Raw genomic sequence first — 25,160 nt, 5'->3', positions numbered from 1 at the left:
CTTGCGGTTTTTAGAAACTTACGTTTTAGGCGTGTTTCCCCGGAAACAGGCCTAAAATGGCAAACACACCAGACAGGAAACTTCCTGTCATCATTAAGACCAGTTACCATGTCAACTGAGAAAAAGAATCTGTCTCCTATAGAGAAAATAAAAGAGGTGAGCCAGGGCTTGCGCGGCACGCTGAAGGAAAGCCTGAAAGACGAGATCACGGGAGCCATCCGCGAGGATGACACGGCGCTGGTGAAGTTCCACGGCATGTACATGCAGGATGACCGCGATCGCCGCGAGGAGCGCGCCGCCAAAAAACTGGAGCGTCTGTATACCTTCATGATCCGGTTGCGGATTCCAGGCGGGTTCCTTAAACCGGAGCAGTACATCGCGACGCACAACATCGCGGGCGAGAACTCTACCGGCGTGATCAAGATCACTACGCGCCAGACCTTGCAGTTGCATGGCATTGTGAAGGCCAAAACCAAGCCCACCATCAAAGCCTTCAACCAAGCCGGACTGGATTCCATAGCCGCCTGCGGCGACGTGAACCGGAACGTGGTGGCCAGTGCCAACCCGCTGGAGTCTCCGTTGCACGAGCGCATCTACCAGTACGCCGACAGAATAAGCGAATACCTGTTGCCTAAGACCCGCTCTTACTATGATGTGTGGCTGGACGACGAAAAAATCTACAACAAGGCAGAGGAAGAAGACCCTTTGTACCAAGACCGCTACCTGCCCCGCAAGTTCAAGATCGGGTTGGTGATTCCGCCTAACAATGACTCAGACGTGTTTGCCCAGGATTTGGGCCTCATCGCCATCATTGAGAACGGAGAGCTGAAAGGCTTCAACCTGGCCGTGGGCGGTGGTTTATCATTCACCCACGGAAACCCAGAAACGTATCCGCGTCTGGCCACCGAGATTGGCTTTGTGAGCACCGAGGAATCTGACGAGAAGCTGTTCAAGGCCGTGTACGAGGTCCTTACCGTGCAACGTGACTTCGGGAACCGGGCCGACCGCAAACTGGCCCGCCTGAAGTATACCGTAGACAACATGGGGCTGGACGTTTTCAGGGCAGAAGTAGAAAAACGGACCGGATTCGCGTTGGAGCCTATCCGGGCGTATGCGCTGGAGACCCGCGTAGACCATTACGGTTGGGGGCAGAGCTACAATGGCCTGTGGCATTACACCGCCTTCGTGGAAAATGGCCGCATCACAGATCTGCCTTCCGCTTCCCTGAAATCAGCCCTCCTGGAAGTAGCCCAGACCGGTAAAGCCAATTTCCGGTTCACCTGCAACCAGAACGTGATCCTCAGCGACATCACCGCGGAGAACAAAGCTGAAATTGAGCAGATTCTGGTAAAACACAGCGTAATCCCGCACACTGAAATCGCCTCTCCGGTGCGCAAGAACTCTATGGCCTGCGTGGCCTTGCCTACCTGCCCCTTGGCGTTGGCCGAGGCTCAGCGCTATATGCCTGAACTCATCACCAAGATTGACAGCGTACTAGCAAACCACGGACTGCAGGACGAGGAAATCATCATCCGGATGACGGGTTGTCCCAACGGCTGCGGCCGGTCTGTGCTGTCTGAGATCGGGTTTGTGGGCACGGCTCCGGGCCATTACAACCTTAACCTGGGGGGTGATGAACAAGGCTATCGCCTGAACAAACTTTACAAAGAGAACCTGAACGAAGCGGCCATTCTGCAGGAACTGGACGTTCTTTTCGGGGCCTTCAAACAGAACCGCCTGCCGGGCGAACGCTTCGGCGATTTCGCTTACCGTACGCTGTTGAATTAGTACCATAGCCGTGAGGAAAGCCTTTTGGGCCTGTTTTATAGAAATCAGGCCCAAAAGGTTTCCATCCTCCCGCTAACCTTCCCGCATTCGTATCACTCCCCCGCAGATTAGGCCCCCGGCAATTTTGTTTTTGACGAAACAGATTTTCAAAACGCCCCTAACCTTCATCCTATAAGACATTTATACAGACAATGACAACTGTAACCGTAAAGGAGCAAAATGAGTTGTTTCCGGTTTTCTTGAAACTGGAACATCTGCACGTGTTGGTGGTAGGGGGTGGCAATGTAGGCCTGGAGAAACTGACCGCATTGTTGCAGAACTCGCCCAGAACCACCATCAAAGTGGTGGCTACCCAGTTCAACGAGGCCGTGTTGCAACTGGCCCAGGAGCACAATACTATTTCCCTCGTCCTGAAACCGTTCAGCCCGGAGGATGTGGCCGGCGCAGATGTGGTGATTGTGGCCGTGAACGACCGCGAGGCTAGCCGCGAGATCAGCCTGGAAGCCAAGCGCCAGGGCAAACTGGTAAACGTGGCCGACACGCCCGATCTCTGCGATTTTTACCTCAGCTCCGTCGTCCGGAAAGGCAATTTAAAGATCGCTATCTCTACCAACGGCAAATCGCCCACCATTGCCAAGCGCCTGAAAGAAACCTTCAATGAGGCGGTGCCTGAAGAACTGGACGAGGTGCTGGATAACATGCAGTCCATCCGGAACCGGCTGGCCGGGGATTTCTCCGCCAAGGTAACCCAGCTCAACGACATCACCAAAGTGCTGGCCGTGAACGAAAAACCAAATCCGGTTTATCAGCGCAAGGAAAGACCCTGGAAAAAGATCGCCTCCGGCGCGGCCCTGGCCTTTTTCTTCATGATCTTGGGCCGGTTTGTGTTCTCGGCCATCACCTTTGACGAGGTCTCCACCTTTGTGGGGAACATTGAGCCTATTTTCTACTGGATGGTTTTTGCGGGGTTCCTAGCCCAGATGGTAGACGGTGCCCTGGGCATGGGGTACGGCGTGACCAGCACCACCGTGTTGCTGTCTCTGGGCGTGAACCTGCCGGCCATCAGCGGGAGTATCCATACCGCCGAGATTTTCTCCAGCGGCATCTCGGGCTTCAGCCACTACAAATTCGGGAATGTGAACCGGAAACTGTTCAAGGTCTTGTTGGTGCCTGGGGTAATAGGTGCGATTGTGGGTGCCTGGCTTCTGGCCAAAGTAGGGGAGGAGTACGCGAACTACGTGCGGCCTATCTTAGCCGCCTACACCTTGGTGCTGGGGGCCAGAATCATCTACACGGCCTTCAAGAAGAACAAAGAGCGCAAGAAGATCAAATATGCCGGCGTGCTGGCCGGCGCCGGGGGTTTCCTGGACTCCTTCGGGGGGGGTGGTTGGGGACCTCTGGTGACCAGCACGCTGATTGCCAAAGGCCGCACGCCGCGTTTCGTGATCGGGACGGTGAGTATCACCGAGTTCTTCGTGACGTTCGCCAGTGCCTTGACCTTCTTCACCATGCTGGGATTAAGTCACCTGGAAGTCATTGTGGGGCTAGTGATTGGCGGGATGCTGGCGGCTCCCATTGCGGCCAAGCTGGCAGGCCGACTGCCCATGAAAACCATGTTTATTGCCGTAGGATCATTGGTGATCATCTGGAGCCTGCGCATTCTGTTGAAAGCGGTAGGGCTGTTCTAAAAGAAATAAAACTATAAAAGCGTTTGGGGGCTGTTTTCACGAAAACAGCCCCCAAACGCTTTTTAGTCCATACGGAATCTAAACAGAGAGAATAGGACCAGAAACCTGGTTTTCTTTCTGCACCTCTGCGTACCAGGCCGTGAAATGCTGGGAGATCTTTTGCCCTTCAATAATAAAGCCGTCATGACCGTAGTTGGAGTCAATCTCTACATACGACGCGTTGGGCAGGTGCCGGGCCAGGAACTGCTGCTCCTGCACGGGGCACAGGATATCACTGCTGATGCCAATAATCAACGTTTTTTGGCGTATTTCTGCTAAAACAGGCTCTAAACGGCCGCCGCGTCCGCGGGAAAGATTGTGGCTGTCCAGAGCCTTGGTCAGGAACCAATAGCTGTAGGCATTGAAGCGGTTCACCAACTTATCGCCCTGGTAATTCAAATACGAAGACACGCGGTAATTGTCCAGTTTCTCAGGGTCTGGGTCGGTTTGGTTTTGGGCCAGGATCTGGTAATTGCGGTAAGTGAGTGTGCCTAGGGCGCGAGCGGCTTTGAGGCCTTTACTTCCCGCGGTAGGGCTAGGTTCTCCCCAGGTACCGTCGGCTTCCAGCATGAGGCGCTGCGTGGTATGGATGCCTATGCTCCAGGTGCTTTCAGCAGCGGCGGTAGCCAAAAGGAACAGGTTATCAACGACCTCCGGCTCGGCTAGCGCCCATTCCAGAACTTGGAAGCCACCACAGCTGCCGCCTCCCAGCATATGGATTTTCTCCAGGCCCAGGTGTTCGCGCAGCAGGATGTGGGCCCGGACCATGTCACGGATGGTGACCTGCGGGAAGGTGTTGTAATAGGGTGCCCCGGTCTCGGGATTGAGGCTCAAGGGGCCGGTGCTGCCGTAGCAGGAGCCCAGAATGTTGGCGCAGACAATGAAATGTTGTTCAGGGTCAATGACCTTACTTTCCCCCACGATACCATCCCACCAGTCCAACACGTTGGAATTAGCGGTAAGCGCATGGCAAATCCAGACCACATTGCTTTTATTTGCGTTCAGCTTACCAAAGGTGTGGTACGCAACTGTGATTTCTGGAAGTGTCTGCCCTCCTTCTAATTCAAAAGGTTGGTTATATTGAAAATAATTCATGTAGTACCTTTAACTAATACAAAGTAAAGGGCTACAGGTGTAAAACCGTAATAAAAATGATAAAGATTGAGATGAACCGCGTAGGCGGCGACTACGGCTTCGAGGCCAGGGACGCAAACGGCCACGTCATCACCACCGATACCAGCCCCGAGAGCGGCGGCGTGAACTTCGGGGTGCGCCCCATGCAGATGTTATTGATGGCGCTGGGCGGATGCGCCGGAATTGATGTAGCCATGATCCTGAAAAAACAGCGGCAGGAAGTAACTGGCTTCAAGATGGATATCTCCGGCGAGCGCGAAAAAGGCAAAGAACCCTCCCTGTGGACGAACGTGCATGTGGTGTTTGAACTGCAAGGCCCCATTGACCAAGGCAAAGCCGAGCGCGCCTGCGAACTCTCCATCATGAAGTACTGCTCCGTAGCCGAGACCCTGCGCCGCGCCGGTGCCCAGGTTACCTATGAAGTGCGCGTTACTGCGTAACGAGTTCTGAGTCTTTAGTTCTGAGTCTTGAATTGGGTAAGTGGACCCACCCCTACCCCTCCGAGGAGGGGAATTCCGCTTATTTGTTTTGGACCTGTCTTGCAGAAAAGATGCTGAAAACAAAGACGTCCTCCTGGCTCACTGCGCTCTCCCATTTTACAATCAGATTACATTTGCTGATATTCCCCTCCTCGGAGGGGTAGGGGTGGGTTGAAGGCCGTTTAAAACCGCATTACCGCCTGTTGCAGAGACCTCGTAGTCTTCTAAAGTCCTACGAGTGCTTTCGCCAAGGGTAGGTAACCCTTTTAATCTTCTGCTAACCCAGATAGCACATCAGCACATTAACAAATTAGCACATTAACTCATGGAATACCATCCGCTTACCAAAGCCATCAGAATACAGACCGAGCGCACGAATGAGATGGAGCATGCCACGCCCATGTTCCTGACCAGCAGTTTCGCCTTCGACAATGCCGAGGACATGCGGGCCGCCTTTGCCGATGAAACCGACGATAACATCTACAGCCGGTTCAGCAACCCCAGCGTGCAGGAGTTTACAGACAAGATGGTGGCGCTGGAAGGCGCTGAGGCTGGGTATGCGACATCCTCGGGCATGAGTGCTGTGTTCGCCTCGTTTATGGCCTTGCTGAAGGCAGGTGACCACTTGCTGGCCTGTAACTCCATTTTCGGGAGCACGCATACGGTCATCACCAAATTCCTGCCCAAGTACGGAATTGAGTACAGCTACGTGTCTGCCGACAAACCCGAGGAGTGGGAAGCAGCCATCCGGCCGAACACCAAGATGCTGTACATTGAGACGCCCACCAATCCGGGGTTGGACATCATTGACCTGGAGTTTGCCGGCCAGCTGACCAAAAAGCACAACCTCATCTACAACGTAGACAACTGCTTTGCTACGCCGGTGAACCAATTACCCATCCAGTACGGCGCCGATCTGGTGGTGCATTCCGCCACTAAGTGGATTGACGGCCAGGGCCGCGTTTTAGGCGGGGTGGTAGTAGGCAAGAAAGAGCTGATCAAAGACATTTACCTGTTCTGCCGCAGCTCGGGACCTGCTTTGTCGCCGTTCAATGCCTGGGTATTGAGCAAGAGCCTGGAGACGCTGGATGTACGCATGGAACGTCATGCCGCTAACGCTCTTTCTATTGCCACCAAACTGCAAAACCATCCGCAACTGAACTGGGTGAAGTATCCGTTTCTGCCCACGCATCCGCAATATGAGATTGCCCAAAAGCAGATGAAAAACGGCGGTGGGTTGTTTTGTTTCGAGCTGAAGGGCGGCTTGGAGAGCGGCCGGAAGTTCCTGGATAACCTGCAACTGATGTCACTCACCGCTAACCTGGGAGACACCCGCAGCATCGCCTCGCACCCGGCCAGTACCACCCACGCCAAACTCACCGAGGAAGAACGCCAAGCCGTGAGCATCACTCCCGGTTTGATCAGGATCTCCGTAGGCCTGGAGTACGCCGATGATATCCTGAACGATATTCTGCAGGCGCTGGAAAAGTGCTAGAAGGATAGCCTAAGACTTTTTACCAATTCAAAAGCGAATCAGGTCTATTTTCATGAAAATAGACCTGATTCGCTTTCTTCTTTTCGCCGGCGCGAGCTTGCAGCTCGTGTCCGGGCGCATTAGAATAAAGCCTATTTCAATCCCATTAACCTTCTGAACTGTTTAGCTGTTCTTTTGTCCCTTAGAGTAAGCAATATAATTCCATTGGATGGTGTGCAGAGAATCATCTCTGCTGCCTTGTCAAAAACAGCAACATCTTTTACGTTCTCCTTATTCAGATAATTAGACAACACAACGCCAATAGAATCACTGAGCAGGTTTGTATTTTCAAGGGGTATTCCCTCAACAATCAGTAATGGATAACAACACTGTCTTTGAAGAGAGTCAGATTCCCTGTCGTTTAAGAGAAGCCTATCTGCTATCATTCCTAGCTTCGCGTCCTTATCTTTTAGAGTAAGGGTTGCTAGCCATTGCTGGTTTTCCTCTTGGGATAAATAAAATGAAGAAGAGCTTTGGCCAAATGCGTCTTTGCTGATTAGAACCAGAAAGACTAAAAGTGCTGAAATCAACTTTATGCTCTTCATGTATTTACTTATTTTCCTTTAAAAACTTCTCACAATGCTGTTGTGCAGGCCTTTGGTGCTCCAGTAACCGCTGGCGATGATGCGGCGGATGGTGTAAAGCGGGTCCTGCTGATCACGCTTGGTAGCTAAAATATACGCTGCGTCAAAGCCGCGTTTCTTCAGTTCTGGAATGGCTTCCGGCCGCCATAACCCAAACGGATAAGCGAAGTACTTGATGGGCTTACCGGTGATGGCTTCCAGTTGCTTTGTGGGTTTCTCAATCTGAGTAATCCAGTCTTTGTCCTCGTACTTCTTCACGTTGTGGTGGTCGTAGGTGTGGGAGCCAATCACGTGACCGGCATCTGAGAGCTCCTTGATTTGCTCTTTGGTCATGTAGTTGGGCCGACCAATGGACACGGTCATGATGAAGAAGACCCCTTTGAAGCCGTATTTGTCCAGCTCTGGTTTAGCCACGGTGTACTGGTCCAGTTTGGTGTCATCAAAGGTGAGCATAATAGGCTTGCTGGGTAGTGGTGTGCCTTTAGTGAGGTACGCCTGCAGTTGGTCTGGCAAAATGGTATGATAGCCGCTATCGGCTAGCATTTTCATTTGCGCTTTGAAATCATTGGGCTTCACGATGTAGTCTTTGCCTACTTTACCGTCATGGGAGTTCCACTCGCGGATCTGGTGGTAGCACAGAATAGGCACCTCCGGCCGGGCTAGGATGGTAGCGGCAGTGGCTGGTTCAGTCTCGGTGGATGCAGCAGTTGGATCGGTAGACGGAGCTGGGGTTTGTGCTGTTTTGGTACCGGCGGTAACAACGGGCGTGGCCGAAGCCGCAGGGGTATTCTCTGTTTTTTTATCTGGGGCAGAGCAGGCGAAGAAACTAAGGCTAAGGGCCATCGTGAGGAAGAACTGGCTTCCGGGTTTAGAAAAAGGCATAGGTGTTTAAAGGGAATGTCTGTAAAGGGAAACCTCTAAGCTGCCAGGAAACCATCTCAACCAAATGGCCGGGCTCACCCAGAATATTTCAATCGTAATCTAGGCAATCTAGCGGTAATCTATACCTGTTTTGGTTCTGTTTTCTGTAAAACAGACCAGAAATAAACGGCAGAGTTTTGTTGAGGCAGGAGGTTATGGAAGGGAGAAGGCCTAAAAGCAAAAAGGGCCTCACGTATGGTGAGGCCCTTTTGGAGGACTGATGTATATTAAAACTTAAGCAAGTTTCACATTTACAGCGTTCAAACCTTTGCGGCCTTCTTTCAGCTCAAAAGTTACTTCGTCATTTTCTCTGATTTCGTCCACCAGGTTAGACACGTGCACGAAATACTCCTCATTGGAGTCTGCGTCTTTGATGAAACCAAAACCTTTGGAATCATTAAAGAATTTTACTTTACCGTTTTTCATTAATGTGATAATGTTATAATAAACAAATGTAGAAATTTAAATCTACATTCCAGCTTTTTGGATAAAGTATCTTACGAAACCAGACTATTTAAGTTCGCAGGACCACAAGCCTAAGCCCAAACTCAGTACCTTCATAAAGTTACCCAATACAGAAGATTTATCGCTGTAAATCAATCAGTAAGCTAAGTTTGCAAGAGTTTTCTTGATCAGATAGACAGCATAAAAAATCGATCTGGATACGTGACTTAAGCCTATGGAATTTTGACATCAGTGAGGAGCTTTTGATACCTTTCAGCAGAAAGAACTCTAAAAAGAGGTAGATGACTAGACTGGATTCTGGTCTCTCAACTTGAGAGAGAACACTACCTTTAGCAATACAACAGAAAAGCATTCCATGGCAGAAGCACAGAACACCATCAAAGTAGGGCTTATTGGTTTCGGGATGGCCGGCCGCATTTTCCACGGACCGTTCATCCACCTGGTGGACGGGCTGGAAATGGTGCGCATACGCGAGTCACGCGAGGAAAACATTCAGATTGCCCGCAGCCGCTACCCGCAGGCGCAGATCACGAGCCAGGCAGAAGACATTTTGAATGACCCGGCCATTGACCTGGTGGTGGTGGCTACGCCCAACAGTTCGCATTATGTTTTGGCAAAACAGGCCCTAAACGCGGGCAAGCACGTGGTGGTGGAAAAGCCGTTCACACCCACTTCCGCCGAAGCCGATGAACTCATCCAACTCGCCCGGCAGAAAGGCAGAATCCTTACCGTCTACCATAACCGCCGGTGGGACAGTGATTACAAGACCGTGCAGAAAGTGCTGGCCAGCGGCGTGTTGGGAAAGGTGGTAGAGTACAAAGCCCACTTTGATAGATTCAGGCCGGCGCTGAAGGGCAATACCTGGAAAGAGGAAGAGGCGCCGGGCTCGGGCATCGTCTTCGACCTGGGTTCCCACCTCATTGACCAGGCTTTGGTACTGTTCGGACTTCCGCAGGCCATCTCCGCCGATGTCAGAATCCAGCGGCCCAGCAGCCCGGTGGTGGATAAGTTTGAGGCCACGCTGTTCTATGAAAACCTGAAAGTGACTCTATCGGCAGGACTGCTGGTTAGGGAACTGAGCCCCAGGTACACCCTCCACGGCGATCAGGGTTCTTTCCTGAAGTACGGCCTGGACGTGCAGGAAAAAGCCCTCAACGACGGATTGCTGCCCCACCTTACCTCTACCTGGGGCTTAGAACCCGAAAGCATCTGGGGCCACCTGAACACCGAGTTCCAAGGTCTGCATTTCACCGGCAGAGTAGAAAGCGAACTTGGCCACTATCGTAGTTTCTATGACAATGTCTACCAAGCCATCAAAGGAGAGGCGCCGCTCGCGGTAAAGCCAGAACAGGCACGGGACGTGATCAAAGTGGTGGAACTCATCATGCAGAGCAGCCAAGAAAAACGGACCATTCCGTTTGAAGCTTAGTTTTCAGAAAACACCATAAAAAAGGCCCGCTGTTAGTAGCGGGCCTTTTTTATGGTGGAAAGTCGTTCCTTCATCCTTTACAGAAAGAAACGGCTATGATAGGTTAAAAGAACATGTTGGTTGTAGGTAGTGGGCAAGGATAATCAAATTTTAACAAATTCTACTCTTCTGTTGTTGGCTTTGGCTTCTACGGTGGTGCCTTTGTCAAGCGGCTTGCTTTCGCCTTGGCCTTTGGCTTTCAGACGGCTGTCCGCGATGCCTTGGCTCACGAGGTAAGTCTTTACGGCCTCGGCCCGTTGCTGGCTCAGTTTCAGGTTAGAGGCATCGTCTCCGTCACTGTCAGTGTGGCCATCTACGCTGAAATTAAGGGAAGGTTGCTCCTGCATGAGTTTAACAATGCTGTTGAGGGTGCCCATAGATTCTGGCCTGATCACGGCTTTGTTCGTGTCAAACTTCACGCCGTAGGTGACAATCTTACCGGTGGCCAGCACCTGGTCATAGAGTTTCTTGCCGCCCTCGGCGATGAACACGTTTTTCACCATGGCATTGCCCTCAATTCGCCGGTCAGACTTTATCTTCAGGTTGACTGGTTTACCGGTGGTGTTGGGGATGTTGATGAGGCGGTGCTGATCCAGATACACTTTCATGCTGCGTTTGTTGAAAGCGATGGACACGTGGCGCCACTGGCTTTTGGTGCCGGTAGCCTGCAACTCGGCAGAATTGGAGCCGAAATTCTTAAAATGCACTCCTTCCGGCGAAATAACGATGGGATCCCAGAACATGCCGTGGGTCGCCTCGTTGTACTTGTTCAGGTCACTCAGGAAGTAGATTTCATACGCCATGTTGGGGTTGTCTGAGTCAAAGTAGACGTCCATCTCCACGGTAAACGTTTCGGGCAGGTAGTTCTCGGTCTTCATCAGGGGACTGATGGCGGTGCCGTTGCTTACCAGGTGAATGACATCGGTGCCGCCAAAGGAAGCCACCTCGGCGTTTCCGTTTTTCAGGTCCCAGCGCGAAGGGAACTCGCCGTTTTCCTCGCCCTTCAGGTTGTCGGCGAAAAGCACTTTGTCACCGGGCACAAAGTCATACTTGGTCCAGACTTTTGCCTTGGCCTCAGGAGCCGCCGAGGTGCCCTCCGCCGCAGTTTCTTCAGTAGCGGCTTCTTCGCTTTCTTTTGCCGCCCCACTAGATGCTTTTTTACCGCTGGTGACCTGGTCTGCCGTTTTGTTTAGTTTGGCATCTATCTTCTCGTTGACTTTACTTTTGAGTTTGTCACCGATGTTGAACTGGGCATGTGCCGGAAGCACAAGAAGGGAGAGGGCCAACGCCCCGCCAAGCAAAGAAAGTCTTTTATTCATAATAGAAGAGAATGAAGGGTTAGGGTATAAATCTGGAAGAGAAGCTGGCCTTAGGGGAATACAATCATTTGTTCAACCCTGGCCGCTTATATAGACAGGGAACCCTAAACCAACCCCTACGCCCTTAACCCATCCTCAAAATAAATTCTGCTTGCTTACCATCGAGGCGAGGCGGAAAGTGGCCTTAACGATGGGAGAAAAGAAACAGGAGGCACGCTGAAAGGTTTGCACCTACCATCCTTTGCTGAACTTCTTGTTTTAGGCCTGTTTTTGGAAAACTGCCACAAAAAAAGCCTTACTGCAGGGAGCAGTAAGGCTTTTGAAAGGGATATGGATACTTCTTATCCTTGGGAGTTTCCGAAGCGCTTGCGCTCGTTCTCGTCCAGGTAAATTTTACGCATTCTGATGCTCTTAGGCGTTACTTCCAGCAATTCATCTTTCTGGATGTATTCCATGGCTTCTTCCAGTGAGAATTGTTTCTTAGGAACAATCTTCACGTTGTTGTCAGAACCAGAAGCACGCATGTTGGTCAGCTGCTTTCCTTTCTGGATGTTCACGGTCAGGTCATTCTGACGAGAGTGCTCGCCGATTACCATGCCCATGTACACATCCTCGCCGGGCTCCACGAAGAACACACCGCGGTCTTGCAGTTTGTCAATAGAGTAAGCGGTACCTGGGCCATTCTCCATGGCAATCAAAGAACCGTTGATACGACCTGGGATGGGACCTTTGAACGGCTCGTAGCTGATGAAACGGTGGTTCATGATGGCTTCACCGGCAGTAGCGGTCAAGACGTTGTTACGCAGACCAATCAAACCACGGGCCGGAATGTTGAACTCTAAGTGTTGCAAGTCGCCTTTCGGTTCCATGATCAGGAGGTCACCTTTACGCTGGGTTACCAATTCAATCACTTTACCGGCAGATTCCTCAGGAACGTCCACAACCAGGTGCTCCATTGGCTCCATTTTCTGGCCGTTCTCTTCTTTGAAGATTACCTGTGGCTGACCTACCTGTAACTCATAGCCTTCGCGGCGCATGGTCTCAATGAGTACAGACAAGTGAAGGATACCGCGTCCGTACACCAGGAAAGTGTCTTCTTTGTCGGTCTCGTCTACGCGCAGAGCCAGATTTTTCTCAGTCTCTTTGTACAGACGGTCACGCAGGTGACGGGAGGTTACAAACTTACCCTCTTTCCCGAAGAAAGGAGAGTTGTTGATGGTGAAGAGCATGTTCATGGTAGGCTCATCAATAGAGATGCGCTCCAATGGCTCCGGGTTCTCAAAATCAGCCAGAGTATCGCCAATGTCAAAGCCTTCAATACCGGTCACGGCGCAGATCTCGCCGGCAGATACCTCTTCCACTTTCACTTTGCCCAAGCCTTCAAAAACCTGAAGTTCTTTGATCTTTACTTTCTTGATAGAACCGTCGCGCTTGCAAAGGCTCATGTTGGCGCCTTCTCTCAAAGTTCCGCGCTTCACGCGACCAATGGCGATACGGCCCACGAAAGAAGAGTAATCCAAAGAAGTAATCTGCATCTGCGGCGTACCTTCTTCTGAAGGAGCCGGAGGGATTACGTCAATGATGGCCTCCAGAAGAGGAATGATGTTATCAGTTGGTTTCTGCCAGTCGGTGCTCATCCAGCCGTGCTTGCTGGAACCGTACAACGTCACAAAGTCCAGCTGGTCTTCGGTGGCGTCCAGGTTGAACATCAGGTCGAATACCATTTCGTGTACTTCGTCCGGACGGCAGTTCTCTTTGTCTACTTTGTTTACTACCACAATCGGCTTCAAGCCCAGAGAGATAGCTTTTCCTAGCACGAAACGGGTCTGTGGCATAGGGCCTTCAAAGGCATCTACCAGCAGCAATACGCCGTCGGCCATTTTCAAAACGCGCTCAACCTCACCTCCAAAGTCGGCGTGACCAGGCGTATCAATGATGTTGATTTTCACATCTTTGTAACGCACCGATACGTTTTTGGAAACGATGGTGATGCCGCGCTCCCGCTCCAGGTCATTGTTGTCCAGGATCAGGTCGTCGAACTGTTGGTGCGCGTCAAATATCTTTGAGGCGTGGATGATTTTGTCTACCAGCGTGGTCTTACCGTGGTCCACGTGGGCAATAATCGCGATGTTGCGGATACTTTGCATTCAGAGGTTATTTTCAGCCCGCAAAGGTAGGGTTTTTCTCAGGCTTTTCTATACTTTTTATGAAAAAGGCCTTTCGCCCAACCAGTTACAGGTGTTAGCTTGTGGGGGAGAACAGCACCTTGCACCACTAAGTTCCTATATCTGCCACCAATCCTAGTAGAAGTACGGTAGATTTATACCCCGTCAAGTCTTATATTTACGTATAATCAGTTCACCCAAACCAGCCAATCAAACCTGAGTTTATCATCTCAGGTACAAGCGCTCTCCTCCGCCAAAAGAATGGCCAAGAAATGTGTAGAGAAGCGGGCAGGTGCGGTTTTTTCCTCTTTTCGGATCTTAGTACTTCTTTGGCCCTGAGCCATGAAAATATACCCGTTTAGGGTAAGTGGTTTTTGTATTAATTCAGAGAAAATAATATTAAAACGAACGTGCGTTTTTTGCGTAATCACCGGTTCCAAACGTACCTTTACCCTCCAGGATAGCAGTCTGCAGAAGAGGAGATGTTTGGGGGCCGGGACCGGAAAATCCGCGGTCTGTCTATACCTAATTCTATACCCCCATACTATGCCCGTAACTTTAGAGAAATCCGAATCCTTATCTAACCTTTCTCCTTATTATCAGGAAAAGATAAGCTGGCTGCAGCAGGCACTCCGCCCGCACCGCGAGGCGCTGATGCAGCATCCGCTCTATGAGTCCATCTATGACCTCACCGACCTGCGGGTGTTCATGGAGCACCACATCTTTGCCGTTTGGGATTTCATGAGCCTGCTCAAAAGCCTGCAGCGCCACCTTACCTGTGTAGATGTGCCCTGGACGCCGCACGGAAGCCCCGCCAACCGCAGACTCATCAACGAGATTGTGCTGGAGGAAGAAACCGACATTGACCCCGCCGGAAACCCCATCAGCCATTTTGAGCTGTATGTGCGGGCCATGGAAGAGTGCGGCGCCGATGTCCGCCTGATCCATGAGTTCATGGCCGGACTGCACCAGGGAAAATCAGTGTTCGCGCAATTGGAGAACCTGCCGGTGCCGGGCCACACCCATGACTTCGTGGCGCATACGTTCCAGATCATCAACAGCGGCCAGGTACACCGCATTGCGGCGGCCTTCACCTTCGGGCGCGAAGACGTGATCCCGGATATGTTCCGTTGCCTTGTGGGAGACCTGAACCGCCGCTACCCTGGTACCCTGGACACGTTCCAATACTACATGGACCGCCACATCCAACTAGACGATGAGGTACACTCCCCGCTGGCCATGCGCATGGTGGCTGAACTGTGCGGCCAGGACGAGCACAAATGGCAAGAGTGCCTTCAGGAAGCCGTGGCCTGCCAGAAGATGCGCCTGCACCTGTGGGACGGTATTCTGGCCAACCTGCCACGCTACTAAGCGGTCAAATCCTTTGCGTGTGGGTTGACGTACTGTAAAGCACAGACCTTAACACACAAGACTATGGATTTAGAGAACCTGAGCTCCAACAGCGAGAATATTGAGAATACCGGCTACCTTATTTTAAAGGCCTTCAAAGTGAAAGGCACCCAGGCCGAAGAAGTGTTAGAATGGGCGGAGATTTACCCTTTCCTGCACCAGGAAGATGAAAAACTTCACTACCAGGATGTACAGAAGCGGGCCGAGGAACATTTGCGGAACCAGGGTTACGCCACGCCAGACCCAGCGGGCCTGCGGTTGACCCCTGTCGGCTACAAGGCTATTCAGGAACTGGAGGATGAGGATTTAAGCCAAAGCAACGCCCGTTAAGCCCCAGGAAGATGCAGACGTTTTGGAGGAGTTTTGGAAAAATAGGACGTAAAACGTCTGGATTGGGAATGTGCCTCTTTTGGGGTACCATGGTGGTAGGCTGTACCTCATCCAGGGAAAGTCCACCGCTGGAAACCGCCGGGCAGCAGCGTACCTACCGGACTACGCCCACCCCGCGCGACCTAAACAACCAGGCCAGCCAGGTGAACCAGAAGAAGAACATTGAAGACCGCAACTCTAACTCGCCCGGCAACCAAACCCCGGCCGTTAGGAGCCAGAAGATACTACCCGGCCGGCAACCCGTAGCGCCAGACACCATCCGGCGCCCCGCCATGCCACCCACGGTAGGCACCACCACCGGCAATTAGCATAAGAGCCGTTTTTAGGCTATTTCCCTGAAAACAACCCAAAAACGCCGCGACTTCCCCAGAAGTCGTGGCGTTTTTTTTAGTAGTTAACCAGCATCTTGCTTAGGTCCGAACCCACCCCAACCCCTCCCAGGAGGGGAATCCCGCAAACATAAACGAAGCAGTTGAAATGCCGTTTTCCAATCTACTGCTATCTGCAAACTTTACCTGAGGCTCTCGCCTCACGGCAGTTGCAAACTGCCGATCATTATGGGTCCAAGTCGCAGACTTGAACCATGGATAAAGGAAAGGAAACAGCACTAGAGCATGGAAATAAGCACCTGCGGCAGGTCGGGGTGAAGGTCTCTATAAGGCCGAGGCACGGCTTGCCGCACGCTTTAACAGCTCAAGCAGTAATGGCCTACGTGTGCTATGCAACAGAGGACTGCAGCGGGGTGCCACGAAGAATGAAGAAAAGACTGTCTGAGCGTCAGCGAGTTTCTTTTCTTCTTGATTCTTTTGGTTACTTTTCTCATCAAGGAGAAAAGTGACAAACGCCCGCAGGCCGCGGCTGCAACTAGAGGGTTGGTAAGTAGGAAATAGGAAGCAACTACCTCCAGAGTGCCTTTGAGGCTGCCGCCTCACTGCAGATGCAACCTGCAGACCATGATAAGTCCAAGTCGCAAACTTGAACCAAAAAACAGGGGAGAGGCTGCTTCCAGACCAAAGAACCGCAAAAAAACCTCCCTGCAAATTCGCTATATTTGCCTCTTCAAAGAAAGACTATGGCAGAGACTACCTACCCACAACGATATACCCTTACCGCAGCGCTTCCCTACGCCAACGGCCCCGTGCACATTGGGCACCTGGCGGGCGTGTACATCCCCGCTGATATCTATGCCCGTTACCTACGCTCGCGCGGGCGCGACGTGAAGTTCGTGTGCGGTTCTGATGAGCACGGCGTTCCCATTACCATTCGGGCGAAGAAAGAAGGCATCACGCCCCAACAGGCTGTAGACAAGTACCATGAACTGATCAAAAAATCCTTCGCCGATTTCAACATCTCCTTCGATATCTATTCCCGCACCTCGTCCAAGACGCACGCCGAGATCGCCTCTGGGTTCTTCCGCAAACTGTATGACGAAGGCAAATTCATTGAGCAGACCACGCAGCAGTACTTCGATGAGAAGGCCCAGCAGTTCCTGGCCGACCGCTACATTGTGGGAACTTGCCCCAAGTGCGGAAACGAGAACGCCTACGGCGACCAGTGTGAAAGCTGCGGAACGTCCCTGAACGCTACGGATTTGATCAATCCCAAAAGCACCCTGAGCGGAGAGCCGCCAGTGCTGCGCGAGACCAAACACTGGTACCTGCCGCTGGACCAGTACGAGGCCTGGCTGCGCGAGTGGATTGTGGACGGACACAAAACCGACTGGAAAACGAACGTCTACGGCCAATGCAAAAGCTGGATCGACCAAGGGCTGCAGCCTCGCGCCGTCACCCGTGACCTGGACTGGGGCGTGCCCGTGCCGGTGGAAGGTGCCAAAGGCAAAGTGCTCTACGTGTGGTTCGATGCGCCCATCGGGTACATTTCCGCTACCAAAGACCTGACGCCAGACTGGGAAACCTACTGGAAAGACCAGGGCTCCAAACTGGTGCACTTCATTGGCAAGGACAACATCGTGTTTCACTGCATCATCTTCCCGGCCATGCTCAAGGCCCACGGCGATTACGTGCTGCCCGACAACGTGCCCGCGAACGAGTTCCTGAACCTGGAAGGCAACAAGATTTCCACTTCCCGCAACTGGGCCGTTTGGCTCCACGAGTACATGCAGGAACTGCCCGGCAAAGCCGATGTGCTGCGCTACGTACTCTGCGCCAACGCCCCCGAGACAAAGGACAACGACTTCACCTGGAAAGACTACCAGGCCCGCAACAACAACGAACTGCTGGCCATCTTCGGGAATTTCATTAACCGGGTGGTGGTTCTCACCAATAAATACTACAACGGCGCCGTGCCGCAACGCGGCGAATTAACCTCTTTTGACGAGGAGGTATTGGCCCAACTCGCCGATTTCCCCGAGAAGATTGCCGCTTCCCTGGAGCAGTACCGATTCAAAGAGGCGCTGGGCGAATTGATGAACCTGGCCCGTTTGGGCAACAAATACCTGGCAGACACCGAGCCTTGGAAACTGATCAAGACCGATGCCGGCCGCGTGGAAACGATCATGAACATTGCGCTGCAGATCTCGGCGAGCCTCACCATTCTGTCTGAACCGTTTTTACCTGAAACGGCCAATAAACTGGGCGCTATGCTTAACTACACGCCGGGCAAATGGGACCAGGCAGGCTCCCCTGATTTGATCCCGGCAGGCCACACCATCGGCGAAGCCGCACTGCTGTTTGAGAAGATTGAGGATGCCGTGATTGAGGCGCAGGTGCAGAAACTGCTCAACACCAAAAAGGAAAATGAGCTGGCGAATGCCGTGGCTGCCCCGGCCAAAGAAGACATCAACTTCGATGATTTTTCCAAAATAGATATCCGCATCGGTACCATTTTGGAGGCCGAGAAAGTAGCCAAAACCAAGAAACTCCTGAAACTGAAAGTAGACACCGGCATTGACCAGCGCACCATCGTGAGCGGCATTGCCGAGCACTTCAACCCTGAGGAAATCATCGGGCAGCAAGTGAGTGTGCTGGTGAACCTAGCGCCCCGTGAGATCAAAGGCATCGTGAGCCAAGGCATGCTCCTGATGGCCGAGAACGCCGATGGGTCTTTGGCCTTCATGCAGCCTTCCAAACCGGTAGTAAATGGCGGTGGCGTGAGCTAATAAGTTTTTTGGATACACGTTCTAAGGCTGTTTTCAATAAATCAGGCCTAAAGCGTAAATAAGATCAAACGCCTCGCCGGTTCTACAGGCGAGGCGTTTTTATTGAGGAGTCAGTTGAATACTCTCATCTGAAAATGATGGGAACGATGTCTCTTGAGTCAAAAGGCTCCTTTTCAGCATAGTTAGATACCATGTAGGAAAGAGGCCTTTTGGTTGAACTCAAAGCTCTCTGAACCAGCCTCCCAAAGTCATTTAGGATGCCCTGCTCATCCACAATAAACTGGAGGTACACCGTCGCTTGCTAAAAGCAGAGGATAAGACTCCAAATGGCCGAAGGTGAAAGACCGCGCTACCGCTCCTGCGTGCTACTCCTCAATGAAGACCTGGTTTTTGGGCGGGAACAGGTGGTCAATGGCCTGCATAAGCCGAGTGCGGGTCTTCTTGTTCCGCTTGATCAAAGCCAATGATCTGTACTGGAATTGCTGCAAGCGGGCCACATCCTGCTCCACGGAAAAACCTTTCAAGTGAGACTCCAAAAAAAACTGGCTGATGTGCTCGTTCCACTCGTCTTTGTTGCCCCAGTAATGCGCAAGCCAGGGTTTGGCTTCCCGCAGGCCGTACGTCTCTTGCAGGGCCACCGAAAGGGCAAATTGCTCAATGAGCCGGGGAGTAACCTGTTGGGCGCACATTTTGTCGCAGATGTCCAGCGCCAGGGTTACGGCTGCCAGGTTGTTCTGGCTCGGCAAGGCCACCACGCCCGCATTCCACATCTGGTGGTGCTGGTTCAGTTTAAAAGCCCCGAAATCCATGCCCTGCACCTGTTGCCACATCCGCTTCTCGGTTTTGCTCTGCAGCGCAGAGAGTCTTCCTTCGGGTTGGTGCATGAAGGCCGCTCCGTTCCGCAGCTGCGTGCATAACTCCTGCGGATTCTGGTATAGGAACACATCTGAGTCTACGTACATCACCGGCTGGTCTGGACTCTCCTGGATGAGTTGCTCAATGGCTTTGATCTTCACGCGCCAGAAGAACTGGTGCGGGCCTTCCCAGGCAGTGAGCTGTTCCTTGGTCACCGTGATTATCTGCACCTGCGCTTGCAGGCGCGTATAGTACTCTGGGTAATCGGTGAAGACGTAGATGGTGTTCAGCTCCTTCTGGTACCGCAAAAACGACAAAATGGCGAAGTTTGCCTGGTAATGGTTTTTGATGTTGGGTCCAAAAGTGAGGAACAGGAGATTCATGCAGGGCTTCGGTGAGAAAACAGAGGTTAAAGATAAGGCGAAAAGGATTGACCAGGAAAGAAGAAATGCCTGCCTCTGGTTTTAAGCCCATTTTCTGAAAACAGGCGCTAAACCGAGGACCTTTTCTTGTACTCTGCCGTCAGCGTTTGGGTTTAGTCGTTGGATACGGTGAGGACGATCTTTCCAATATGGGCGCTGCTTTCCATGAGGGCATGCGCCTGGGCAGCCTCGGCTAAGTCAAACGTTTGGTAAAGAACCGGCTTGAATTTGCCGGCTTCCAGCAGGGGCCAGACGTGTTGCTCAATTTCGGCGGCGAGGGCGGCTTTGAAGTCGGCGGGGCGGGGCCGAAGGGTGCTGCCAGTGATGGTGAGGCGTTTCTGCATGACCTGGCGTACATCAAACTGGCCTTGGGCACCCTGCATCGCGTTGATGAACACCAACCGGCCGTCGGGTTTGAGCAGGCCCAGGTTCTTGGGAATGTATTCGCCCCCGATCATGTCCAGCACCACGTCCACGCCCTCGGCTTTGAGTTCCTCGGTGAAGTCCTGGGTTTTGTAGTTGAGGCAGCGGTCGGCGCCCAGTTCTTCGCAGGCGCGGCATTTCTCCTCGCTGCCCGCCGTGGCGTACACCGTGGCGCCCCAGACCTTGGCCAACTGAATGGCCGTAATCCCGATGCCGCTGCTTCCGCCGTGCACCAGAAATGTCTCGCCGGCTTGTAACGCGCCCCTTTGGAAGACGTTGTGCCAGACAGTGAAAACGGTCTCGGGCAGAGAGGCGGCTTCAGCGAAACTCCAGCCCTGAGGCACGGGCAGACAGTGGCGCGCGTCCACCACCGCGTATTCGGCGTAGCCGCCGCCGGGCAGCAGGGCACACACGGCATCACCCTCTTTCCAGCGCGCCACTCCCTGGCCGCAGGCTTCCACAATCCCAGAAATTTCCAGTCCCGGAATGTCCACGGGAGCGCCGGCGGGTGGCGGATAGTTGCCTTTGCGCTGGGCCACATCTGGCCGGTTAATGCCTGCGGCGTGTACCCGCACCAACACCTGACCCGGCGCCGGCGATGGAGTAGACCGTTCCTGTACCTGCAATACTTCCGGCGCGCCGGGTGCTGTGATCACCACTGCTTTCATAGGGTCATGTTCTGGATGAGGAATGTACAGGAACTATACTTTTTGCCGGAACGGAAGTTTCAAGTGATGCCGAAGCTATTGGAAATACTCCGGAAGTCCACCTTGGAGAAGGCAGGAGACAGGCAAAAGAGGAAGCTATTTAGGGCTTGTTTGGCAGAAAACAGGCCCTAAACAGGATGGAGTTATGGTCTTGGGGTCTCTGCGAAAGCCGGCACTACCTGCACGTACACCGGCGAAGAAACCGAAGCGGAGTTTCCGGTATAGGTCAGCTTGCCGGTTTGGGTGTCTACTTTGAAGGTGGTGATGTTGTTGGAGCGCTGGTTGGCTACCAGCATGGTTTTGCCTGAGGGGCTGAAGGTGAAATTGCGCGGCCAGTTGCCCTGGGTGCTCGCGTGCTGCACCAGCGTGAGTTTGTTTGTGTTCTGGTCAATGGCGAAGACCACAATGCTGTTGTGCCCCCGGTTAGAGCCGTACAGGAAACGGCCATCGGGCGAGACGTGGAGGTCGGCGCAGGCGTTTTCCCCGGTGTAGTCTGCAGGTAGCGTGGGCACGGTTTCCACCTCGGTGAGGACGCCGGTCTGCGGGTTATAGGTGAAGGCCGTCAGCGTGGCGTTCAGTTCGTTGATCACGTACGCGAAGCGCTTGTTGGGGTGGAAGGTGAGGTGCCGCGGCCCGGCGCCGGTCTTAGCCGTGAACGCCGACTGCCGTTCCAGTTTGCCGCTCTCTTTGTCTATTTTGTAGCTGATGACCTGGTCAATGCCCAAATCCACGGCCAGCGCGAAATTGTTGTTGGGGTCTGGGGTAATGCAGTGCGCGTGCGGACCGTCTTGCTGCTGCCGCGGCCCTTTGCCGGCGTGCTGTTCCATATCGGTGGAGGCGCTCAATCGGCCGTCGGGCTGCAGCAGGTAAGCGGAGACGTTGCCGCCCACGTAGTTGGCCACCATGGCCATTTTGTTTTTGTGGTCCAGGCTGATGTAGCAAGGGGCGCCGCCCAGCGAGGGCTGTTTGTTGAGAAAGGTAAGGCCACCGGTTTTCTGGTCTATAGAGAAGGCGCTCACCGCCCCGCTTTTCTGGCCCTCGTACTCCGTGGTTTCGTTTACCGCGTACAGGTGCTTGCGGTCTTTGTCCAGGGTAAGATAGGATGGATTCTCGCCGCCTTTCACCGCGAAAGCGCTGGTCAGCGTTCCGGTCTCCTCGTCTAGCCGGAAGGCGAAAATGCTCTCGGCATCGGGTTTGGCGTACGTACCCACGTACACCAGCATTTCCGATGGGTAGGAACTTTGCTTCACCACAGAACAGGCGACCAGCATCACAGTTAAGACAATCAGGAGCGACATCATTGTTTTCATAGATCAGAGAGACGAAGAGTTGGTGAAAGATGCCAAAAAGATAGCAAAGCAGAAAAAGGTTTTCCGTTTTACGGCTGTTTTCCGGAATTAAGCCACAAAGCATAGGGCTTAGCCCGCCTGCAGCCGCCTTACCACAAAGTAGAACCCCACAATGGCCACCAGGCACAAGGCGCTGGCTCCCCACCACAGGGTGTCAAACCCAAAGCTGGCAATGACCGTGGTTCCTACAAACGGCCCGATGATGTGGGCGGCAGAGTAAGATAAGCTGTAGAGGCCCATGTAAGAGCCTCGGTTATGCGGACCGGAGCGCTGCACCGTGAGCGTACTCATGAAGGGCATGGCCAGGATCTCAGAAAGGCTCATGAGCAGCACCGAAATCACCAGCACCGGGAACCCTTTAGCCACGTTGAGCAGCACAAACGCTAAGGCTAGCAAAAACAAGCCCAGGACAATCATCTTCCAGAGCGCGTGCTTATCACCGATGAGGTACACAATGATCATCTCCAGCAGGAACACCACCATGCCGTTGAAAGCCAGCAAAGCGCCAATCTCCAGCTCAGACAAGTGGTAGACCCGCCGGAAGTACAGCGGCATGGTAGAGAAGAACTGGAAGAAGGCCACCGCAAAGCAGCAGCACAGCACGGTGAACAAAACAAAGAGCCCATCGCGGTAAGGAGAGCGAGTCATGGCTGTCGGTGCCTGGGGCTCTCCGGGTTCCTGACGTTGGGGCTCGTGTCCCTGCCGGTGCCTGAAATACAGGAAGAACAATACCCCGGCGGAAAGGCTGGTAATGCCATCGGCTAGGAAAAGCCACTGATAAGAAACCGTAGCCAGAATCCCGCCTAGCGCGGGCCCGATGGAAAAGCCCAGGTTGATGGCCATCCGGTTCAGGGAGAAGGCGCGCGTCACGTTCTCAGGCCGGGCGTAGGAACTCACCGAAGACGCGTTGGCCGGACGCAGGCACTCGGTCAAAAGACTTAAGAGGAAAATGCCGCCCGCAAAGAACTCGAACTGCTTGAACGAGAGCATCACAAAAAACCAGGAGCCGCCCAGCGTCAGGCTGAAGAACTGCACCTTGAAATGCCCGATCTTATCGGTGAGCCAGCCGCCCAGAAACGTGCCGCACATGGAACCCACCCCAAACAGACTTAACAGCACGCCCACCTGCTGCAGACTGAAGCCCAAGGCCTCGGTGAGGTACACGCTCAGGAACGGCACCACCATGGCCCCGCTGCGGTTGATGAACATGACGGCGGCCAGAAACCAAGCTTCTTTGGAGAGTCCTCCGAAGGCGTTGCGGTAAAGGGAAAGGATTGGGGTCATTCTAAAGCGGGTAGCGGCACAAAAGTAGAGAAATGAAACCAACTCTACGGGTAATAAATGAACCGGTGTTCTTAAACTGGTTCCGGTACCGCTAATTTGAAATCCATCTCGGCAGGTGCCTGTAACCGGCGTACCACCAGGTAAAACCCAACTGCGGTAAGAACACACAGGGCGCTGCAGCCCCACCACAGCGCATTAAACCCGAAGGAATCAATGGTGCTGGTGCCCGCCAGCGGACCCACAATGAACGCTACTGAGTAGGAGAGGGTGTAGAGCCCCATGTAGGAGCCCCGGTTCTGCAGACTGGACCGCTGCGCCGTGAGGGTACTGGTAAAAGGCAGGGTGAAGATTTCTGAAAGCGACCAGAAGACCACCGATAGCACCAGCACCGGAAGACCTTGGGCCAGGGGAACCAAGACGCAGGCAATGGCCAGCAAAAGGAGTCCGGGCACAATCATTTTCCAGAGCGTGCGCACTTTGCCTAGCCGGTAGACGATGACCATCTCCAGGGGAATTACCAGCAAGCCTTGCAAAGACAGTAAGCCGCCAATCTCAGCCTTAGACAAGTGGTGCACCTTCTGCCAAAACAGGGTGAGGGTGGTGAATAACTGGGAAAACGCCACCAGATAGCAGCAGCACAGGAAAGCAAAGGCCAGGAAAAGCGCATCATGGTACGCAGACCGCGAAGCTGGGTACTCCAGCCCGGAATCAGCAGGCTGGTTCTGCGGAGCTGCTTCGGCTGCGGTGCCTTTTCGGTTCTTGAACAAAAGGAAAAAAGCCAATCCCGCGGTGAGGCACGTAAAGCTGTCCGCCAGAAATATCCATTTGTACGACAACGTAGCCAACAAGCCCCCAAGGGCTGGCCCCAGGGAGAAGCCCAGGTTGATGGCCAGCCGGTTAAGGGAAAAAGCCCGCGTTACCTGCTGGGGAGCGGAGAAGGCGCTTACCGCAGATTCATTGGCCGGCCGCAACGTCTCGGTTAAGATACTCAGCAATAAAAGCCCTCCGGCTACCCACTCAAACCGCTGCAGGAAAGGGACAACAACAAGCCAGAGGCCAGTCAGGACATAGCTCCCTAGTTGCACCTTGAAATGGCCCAGCCTATCGGTGAGCCAGCCACCCCAAAAATTGCCGATGGTGGCACCTACCCCATAGAGGCTTAGCAGCACGCCCACCTGTTTAATGTTGAATCCCAGCGATTCTGTGAGGTACACGCTCAGGAATGGGACCACCATCGCCCCACTGCGGTTGATAAATGTCACTGCCGCCAGGTACCAAACTTCTCTGGAGAGGCCACGAAAGGCATTGCGGTAAAGGGAAACGATTGGAATCATTGGCGGAGGACGTCTGGGTCCTATAAAATTAGGCAAATGCCACCAATCCAAAAGCTTATACCGGGTATTATCGCGGTTTTAACTTCCAAAGCCAGGGGTTTATCGAGTCTTAAATAGTATGCTTGCAGCGTTTCTTAACTTTAATTAGACAAAGCGCTGGTTTTAGTGGACGGGGTTTCAGGCTTAGTAGCAGCAAATGGGCCCGCCAGTCCGCAAGAACCCAGTAGCTTATCAGGGGAAGTAAAGAAGAGTAACTTAACTCCGGAGGATGACGCCGGAGGATT

At 53.1% G+C, this 25,160-nt stretch carries 20 protein-coding genes; 9 read left to right on the top strand and 11 right to left on the bottom strand.

The genetic code is table 11. From position 1 onward, the window contains the following. Positions 1-108 precede the first annotated feature (108 nt). Together cysI and FOA19_RS23715 are read left to right on the top strand one after the other, a co-directional pair. Positions 109-1,788 (top strand): assimilatory sulfite reductase (NADPH) hemoprotein subunit, encoded by a 1,680-nt coding sequence (gene cysI, locus FOA19_RS03025; protein ID WP_149089307.1) that lies wholly within the window; start codon positions 109-111, stop codon positions 1,786-1,788. A 191-nt stretch (positions 1,789-1,979) separates the two neighbouring features. Continuing rightward, the gene (locus FOA19_RS23715) at positions 1,980-3,476 is read left to right on the top strand and encodes a TSUP family transporter (RefSeq protein WP_149089306.1); all 1,497 of its coding nucleotides are present in this window, start codon (positions 1,980-1,982) and stop codon (positions 3,474-3,476) included. A gap of 78 nt (positions 3,477-3,554) precedes the next feature. On the opposite strand, the gene metX is transcribed toward FOA19_RS23715, so the two are convergent. Beyond that, positions 3,555-4,610 carry a homoserine O-acetyltransferase MetX gene (gene metX, locus FOA19_RS03015; RefSeq protein WP_149089305.1) on the bottom strand — a complete coding sequence of 352 codons (1,056 nt, stop codon included), beginning with the start codon at positions 4,608-4,610 and terminating at the stop codon, positions 3,555-3,557. Positions 4,611-4,666: 56 nt separating this feature from the next. Here metX and FOA19_RS03010 point away from each other — a divergent pair, with 56 nt between their 5' ends. Together FOA19_RS03010 and FOA19_RS03005 are read left to right on the top strand one after the other, a co-directional pair. Continuing rightward, entirely contained in the window at positions 4,667-5,089 is a 423-nt protein-coding gene (locus FOA19_RS03010; protein ID WP_149089304.1) for an OsmC family protein, read from the top strand. Between the two features lie 364 nt (positions 5,090-5,453). Next, positions 5,454-6,623: a trans-sulfuration enzyme family protein gene (locus FOA19_RS03005; protein ID WP_149089303.1), complete on the top strand. Its 1,170-nt coding sequence runs from the start codon at positions 5,454-5,456 to the stop codon at positions 6,621-6,623. Positions 6,624-6,754: 131 nt separating this feature from the next. Here FOA19_RS03005 and FOA19_RS03000 read toward each other — a convergent pair whose 3' ends face one another. From FOA19_RS03000 to FOA19_RS02990, 3 genes are all read right to left on the bottom strand, one after another. Then, a complete protein-coding gene (locus FOA19_RS03000) occupies positions 6,755-7,207 on the bottom strand; it encodes a hypothetical protein (protein ID WP_149089302.1) in 453 nt (150 codons plus the stop codon). An 18-nt stretch (positions 7,208-7,225) separates the two neighbouring features. Beyond that, positions 7,226-8,128, bottom strand: coding sequence for a polysaccharide deacetylase family protein (locus FOA19_RS02995; RefSeq protein WP_223808708.1), 903 nt, complete (start codon positions 8,126-8,128; stop codon positions 7,226-7,228). 273 nt (positions 8,129-8,401) lie between these two features. Further along, positions 8,402-8,593, bottom strand: a complete 192-nt coding sequence (locus tag FOA19_RS02990) for a cold-shock protein (RefSeq protein ID WP_062542753.1) — start codon at positions 8,591-8,593, stop codon at positions 8,402-8,404. Positions 8,594-8,987: 394 nt separating this feature from the next. Between FOA19_RS02990 and FOA19_RS02985 the strand changes: the two genes are divergently transcribed. Then, complete coding sequence (locus tag FOA19_RS02985) at positions 8,988-10,061, top strand: oxidoreductase (protein WP_149089301.1); 1,074 nt, start codon at positions 8,988-8,990, stop codon at positions 10,059-10,061. A 143-nt stretch (positions 10,062-10,204) separates the two neighbouring features. Here the strand turns inward: FOA19_RS02985 and FOA19_RS02980 are convergent, their stop codons facing one another. Beyond that, on the bottom strand, positions 10,205-11,419 hold the full coding sequence (locus FOA19_RS02980) for an OmpA family protein (protein ID WP_149089300.1): 1,215 nt from the start codon (positions 11,417-11,419) through the stop codon (positions 10,205-10,207). A gap of 341 nt (positions 11,420-11,760) precedes the next feature. Then, positions 11,761-13,566 (bottom strand): translational GTPase TypA, encoded by a 1,806-nt coding sequence (gene typA, locus FOA19_RS02975; RefSeq protein WP_149089299.1) that lies wholly within the window; start codon positions 13,564-13,566, stop codon positions 11,761-11,763. 564 nt (positions 13,567-14,130) lie between these two features. Between typA and FOA19_RS02970 the strand changes: the two genes are divergently transcribed. From FOA19_RS02970 to metG, 4 genes are all read left to right on the top strand, one after another. Continuing rightward, positions 14,131-14,955, top strand: a complete 825-nt coding sequence (locus FOA19_RS02970) for a DUF3050 domain-containing protein (RefSeq protein ID WP_149089298.1) — start codon at positions 14,131-14,133, stop codon at positions 14,953-14,955. A gap of 63 nt (positions 14,956-15,018) precedes the next feature. After that, the gene (locus tag FOA19_RS02965; RefSeq protein WP_149089297.1) at positions 15,019-15,324 is read left to right on the top strand and encodes a hypothetical protein; all 306 of its coding nucleotides are present in this window, start codon (positions 15,019-15,021) and stop codon (positions 15,322-15,324) included. 68 nt (positions 15,325-15,392) lie between these two features. Beyond that, on the top strand, positions 15,393-15,692 hold the full coding sequence (locus tag FOA19_RS02960) for a hypothetical protein (RefSeq protein ID WP_149089296.1): 300 nt from the start codon (positions 15,393-15,395) through the stop codon (positions 15,690-15,692). Positions 15,693-16,456: 764 nt separating this feature from the next. Next, positions 16,457-18,502 (top strand): methionine--tRNA ligase, encoded by a 2,046-nt coding sequence (gene metG, locus FOA19_RS02955; protein WP_149089295.1) that lies wholly within the window; start codon positions 16,457-16,459, stop codon positions 18,500-18,502. 365 nt (positions 18,503-18,867) lie between these two features. On the opposite strand, the gene FOA19_RS02950 is transcribed toward metG, so the two are convergent. The 5 genes from FOA19_RS02950 to FOA19_RS02930 all read right to left on the bottom strand — a co-directional run bounded on the left by FOA19_RS02950 (position 18,868) and on the right by FOA19_RS02930 (position 24,876). Further along, a complete protein-coding gene (locus tag FOA19_RS02950) occupies positions 18,868-19,740 on the bottom strand; it encodes a hypothetical protein (RefSeq protein ID WP_149089294.1) in 873 nt (290 codons plus the stop codon). 152 nt (positions 19,741-19,892) lie between these two features. After that, a complete protein-coding gene (locus FOA19_RS02945; protein WP_149089293.1) occupies positions 19,893-20,870 on the bottom strand; it encodes an NAD(P)H-quinone oxidoreductase in 978 nt (325 codons plus the stop codon). Positions 20,871-21,052: 182 nt separating this feature from the next. Beyond that, positions 21,053-22,219, bottom strand: coding sequence for a lactonase family protein (locus FOA19_RS02940; protein WP_149089292.1), 1,167 nt, complete (start codon positions 22,217-22,219; stop codon positions 21,053-21,055). A gap of 108 nt (positions 22,220-22,327) precedes the next feature. Then, complete coding sequence (locus FOA19_RS02935) at positions 22,328-23,542, bottom strand: MFS transporter (protein WP_149089291.1); 1,215 nt, start codon at positions 23,540-23,542, stop codon at positions 22,328-22,330. A gap of 71 nt (positions 23,543-23,613) precedes the next feature. Further along, positions 23,614-24,876 carry an MFS transporter gene (locus tag FOA19_RS02930; protein WP_149089290.1) on the bottom strand — a complete coding sequence of 421 codons (1,263 nt, stop codon included), beginning with the start codon at positions 24,874-24,876 and terminating at the stop codon, positions 23,614-23,616. Positions 24,877-25,160: the final 284 nt, after the last annotated feature.

Origin of the sequence: Rufibacter hautae (assembly GCF_008271695.1) — a bacterium.
GTDB lineage: Bacteria > Bacteroidota > Bacteroidia > Cytophagales > Hymenobacteraceae > Nibribacter > Nibribacter hautae.
This window is presented reverse-complemented; position numbering and strand designations above follow the sequence as displayed.

Bases quoted from the DNA above. Each gene is read 5' to 3' on its own strand.
- FOA19_RS23715 (WP_149089306.1), top strand. From the start codon at position 1,980: ATGACAACTGTAACCGTAAAGGAGCAAAATGAGTTGTTTCCGGTTTTC.
- FOA19_RS02935 (WP_149089291.1), bottom strand. From the start codon at position 23,542: ATGACCCCAATCCTTTCCCTTTACCGCAACGCCTTCGGAGGACTCTCC.
- FOA19_RS03005 (WP_149089303.1), top strand. From the start codon at position 5,454: ATGGAATACCATCCGCTTACCAAAGCCATCAGAATACAGACCGAGCGC.
- FOA19_RS03010 (WP_149089304.1), top strand. From the start codon at position 4,667: ATGATAAAGATTGAGATGAACCGCGTAGGCGGCGACTACGGCTTCGAG.
- FOA19_RS02930 (WP_149089290.1), bottom strand. From the start codon at position 24,876: ATGATTCCAATCGTTTCCCTTTACCGCAATGCCTTTCGTGGCCTCTCC.
- FOA19_RS02945 (WP_149089293.1), bottom strand. From the start codon at position 20,870: ATGAAAGCAGTGGTGATCACAGCACCCGGCGCGCCGGAAGTATTGCAG.
- FOA19_RS02960 (WP_149089296.1), top strand. From the start codon at position 15,393: ATGTGCCTCTTTTGGGGTACCATGGTGGTAGGCTGTACCTCATCCAGG.
- FOA19_RS02970 (WP_149089298.1), top strand. From the start codon at position 14,131: ATGCCCGTAACTTTAGAGAAATCCGAATCCTTATCTAACCTTTCTCCT.
- cysI (WP_149089307.1), top strand. From the start codon at position 109: ATGTCAACTGAGAAAAAGAATCTGTCTCCTATAGAGAAAATAAAAGAG.
- metX (WP_149089305.1), bottom strand. From the start codon at position 4,610: ATGAATTATTTTCAATATAACCAACCTTTTGAATTAGAAGGAGGGCAG.
- FOA19_RS02965 (WP_149089297.1), top strand. From the start codon at position 15,019: ATGGATTTAGAGAACCTGAGCTCCAACAGCGAGAATATTGAGAATACC.
- FOA19_RS02980 (WP_149089300.1), bottom strand. From the start codon at position 11,419: ATGAATAAAAGACTTTCTTTGCTTGGCGGGGCGTTGGCCCTCTCCCTT.
- typA (WP_149089299.1), bottom strand. From the start codon at position 13,566: ATGCAAAGTATCCGCAACATCGCGATTATTGCCCACGTGGACCACGGT.
- FOA19_RS02995 (WP_223808708.1), bottom strand. From the start codon at position 8,128: ATGCCTTTTTCTAAACCCGGAAGCCAGTTCTTCCTCACGATGGCCCTT.
- FOA19_RS02940 (WP_149089292.1), bottom strand. From the start codon at position 22,219: ATGAAAACAATGATGTCGCTCCTGATTGTCTTAACTGTGATGCTGGTC.
- metG (WP_149089295.1), top strand. From the start codon at position 16,457: ATGGCAGAGACTACCTACCCACAACGATATACCCTTACCGCAGCGCTT.
- FOA19_RS03000 (WP_149089302.1), bottom strand. From the start codon at position 7,207: ATGAAGAGCATAAAGTTGATTTCAGCACTTTTAGTCTTTCTGGTTCTA.
- FOA19_RS02985 (WP_149089301.1), top strand. From the start codon at position 8,988: ATGGCAGAAGCACAGAACACCATCAAAGTAGGGCTTATTGGTTTCGGG.
- FOA19_RS02950 (WP_149089294.1), bottom strand. From the start codon at position 19,740: ATGAATCTCCTGTTCCTCACTTTTGGACCCAACATCAAAAACCATTAC.
- FOA19_RS02990 (WP_062542753.1), bottom strand. From the start codon at position 8,593: ATGAAAAACGGTAAAGTAAAATTCTTTAATGATTCCAAAGGTTTTGGT.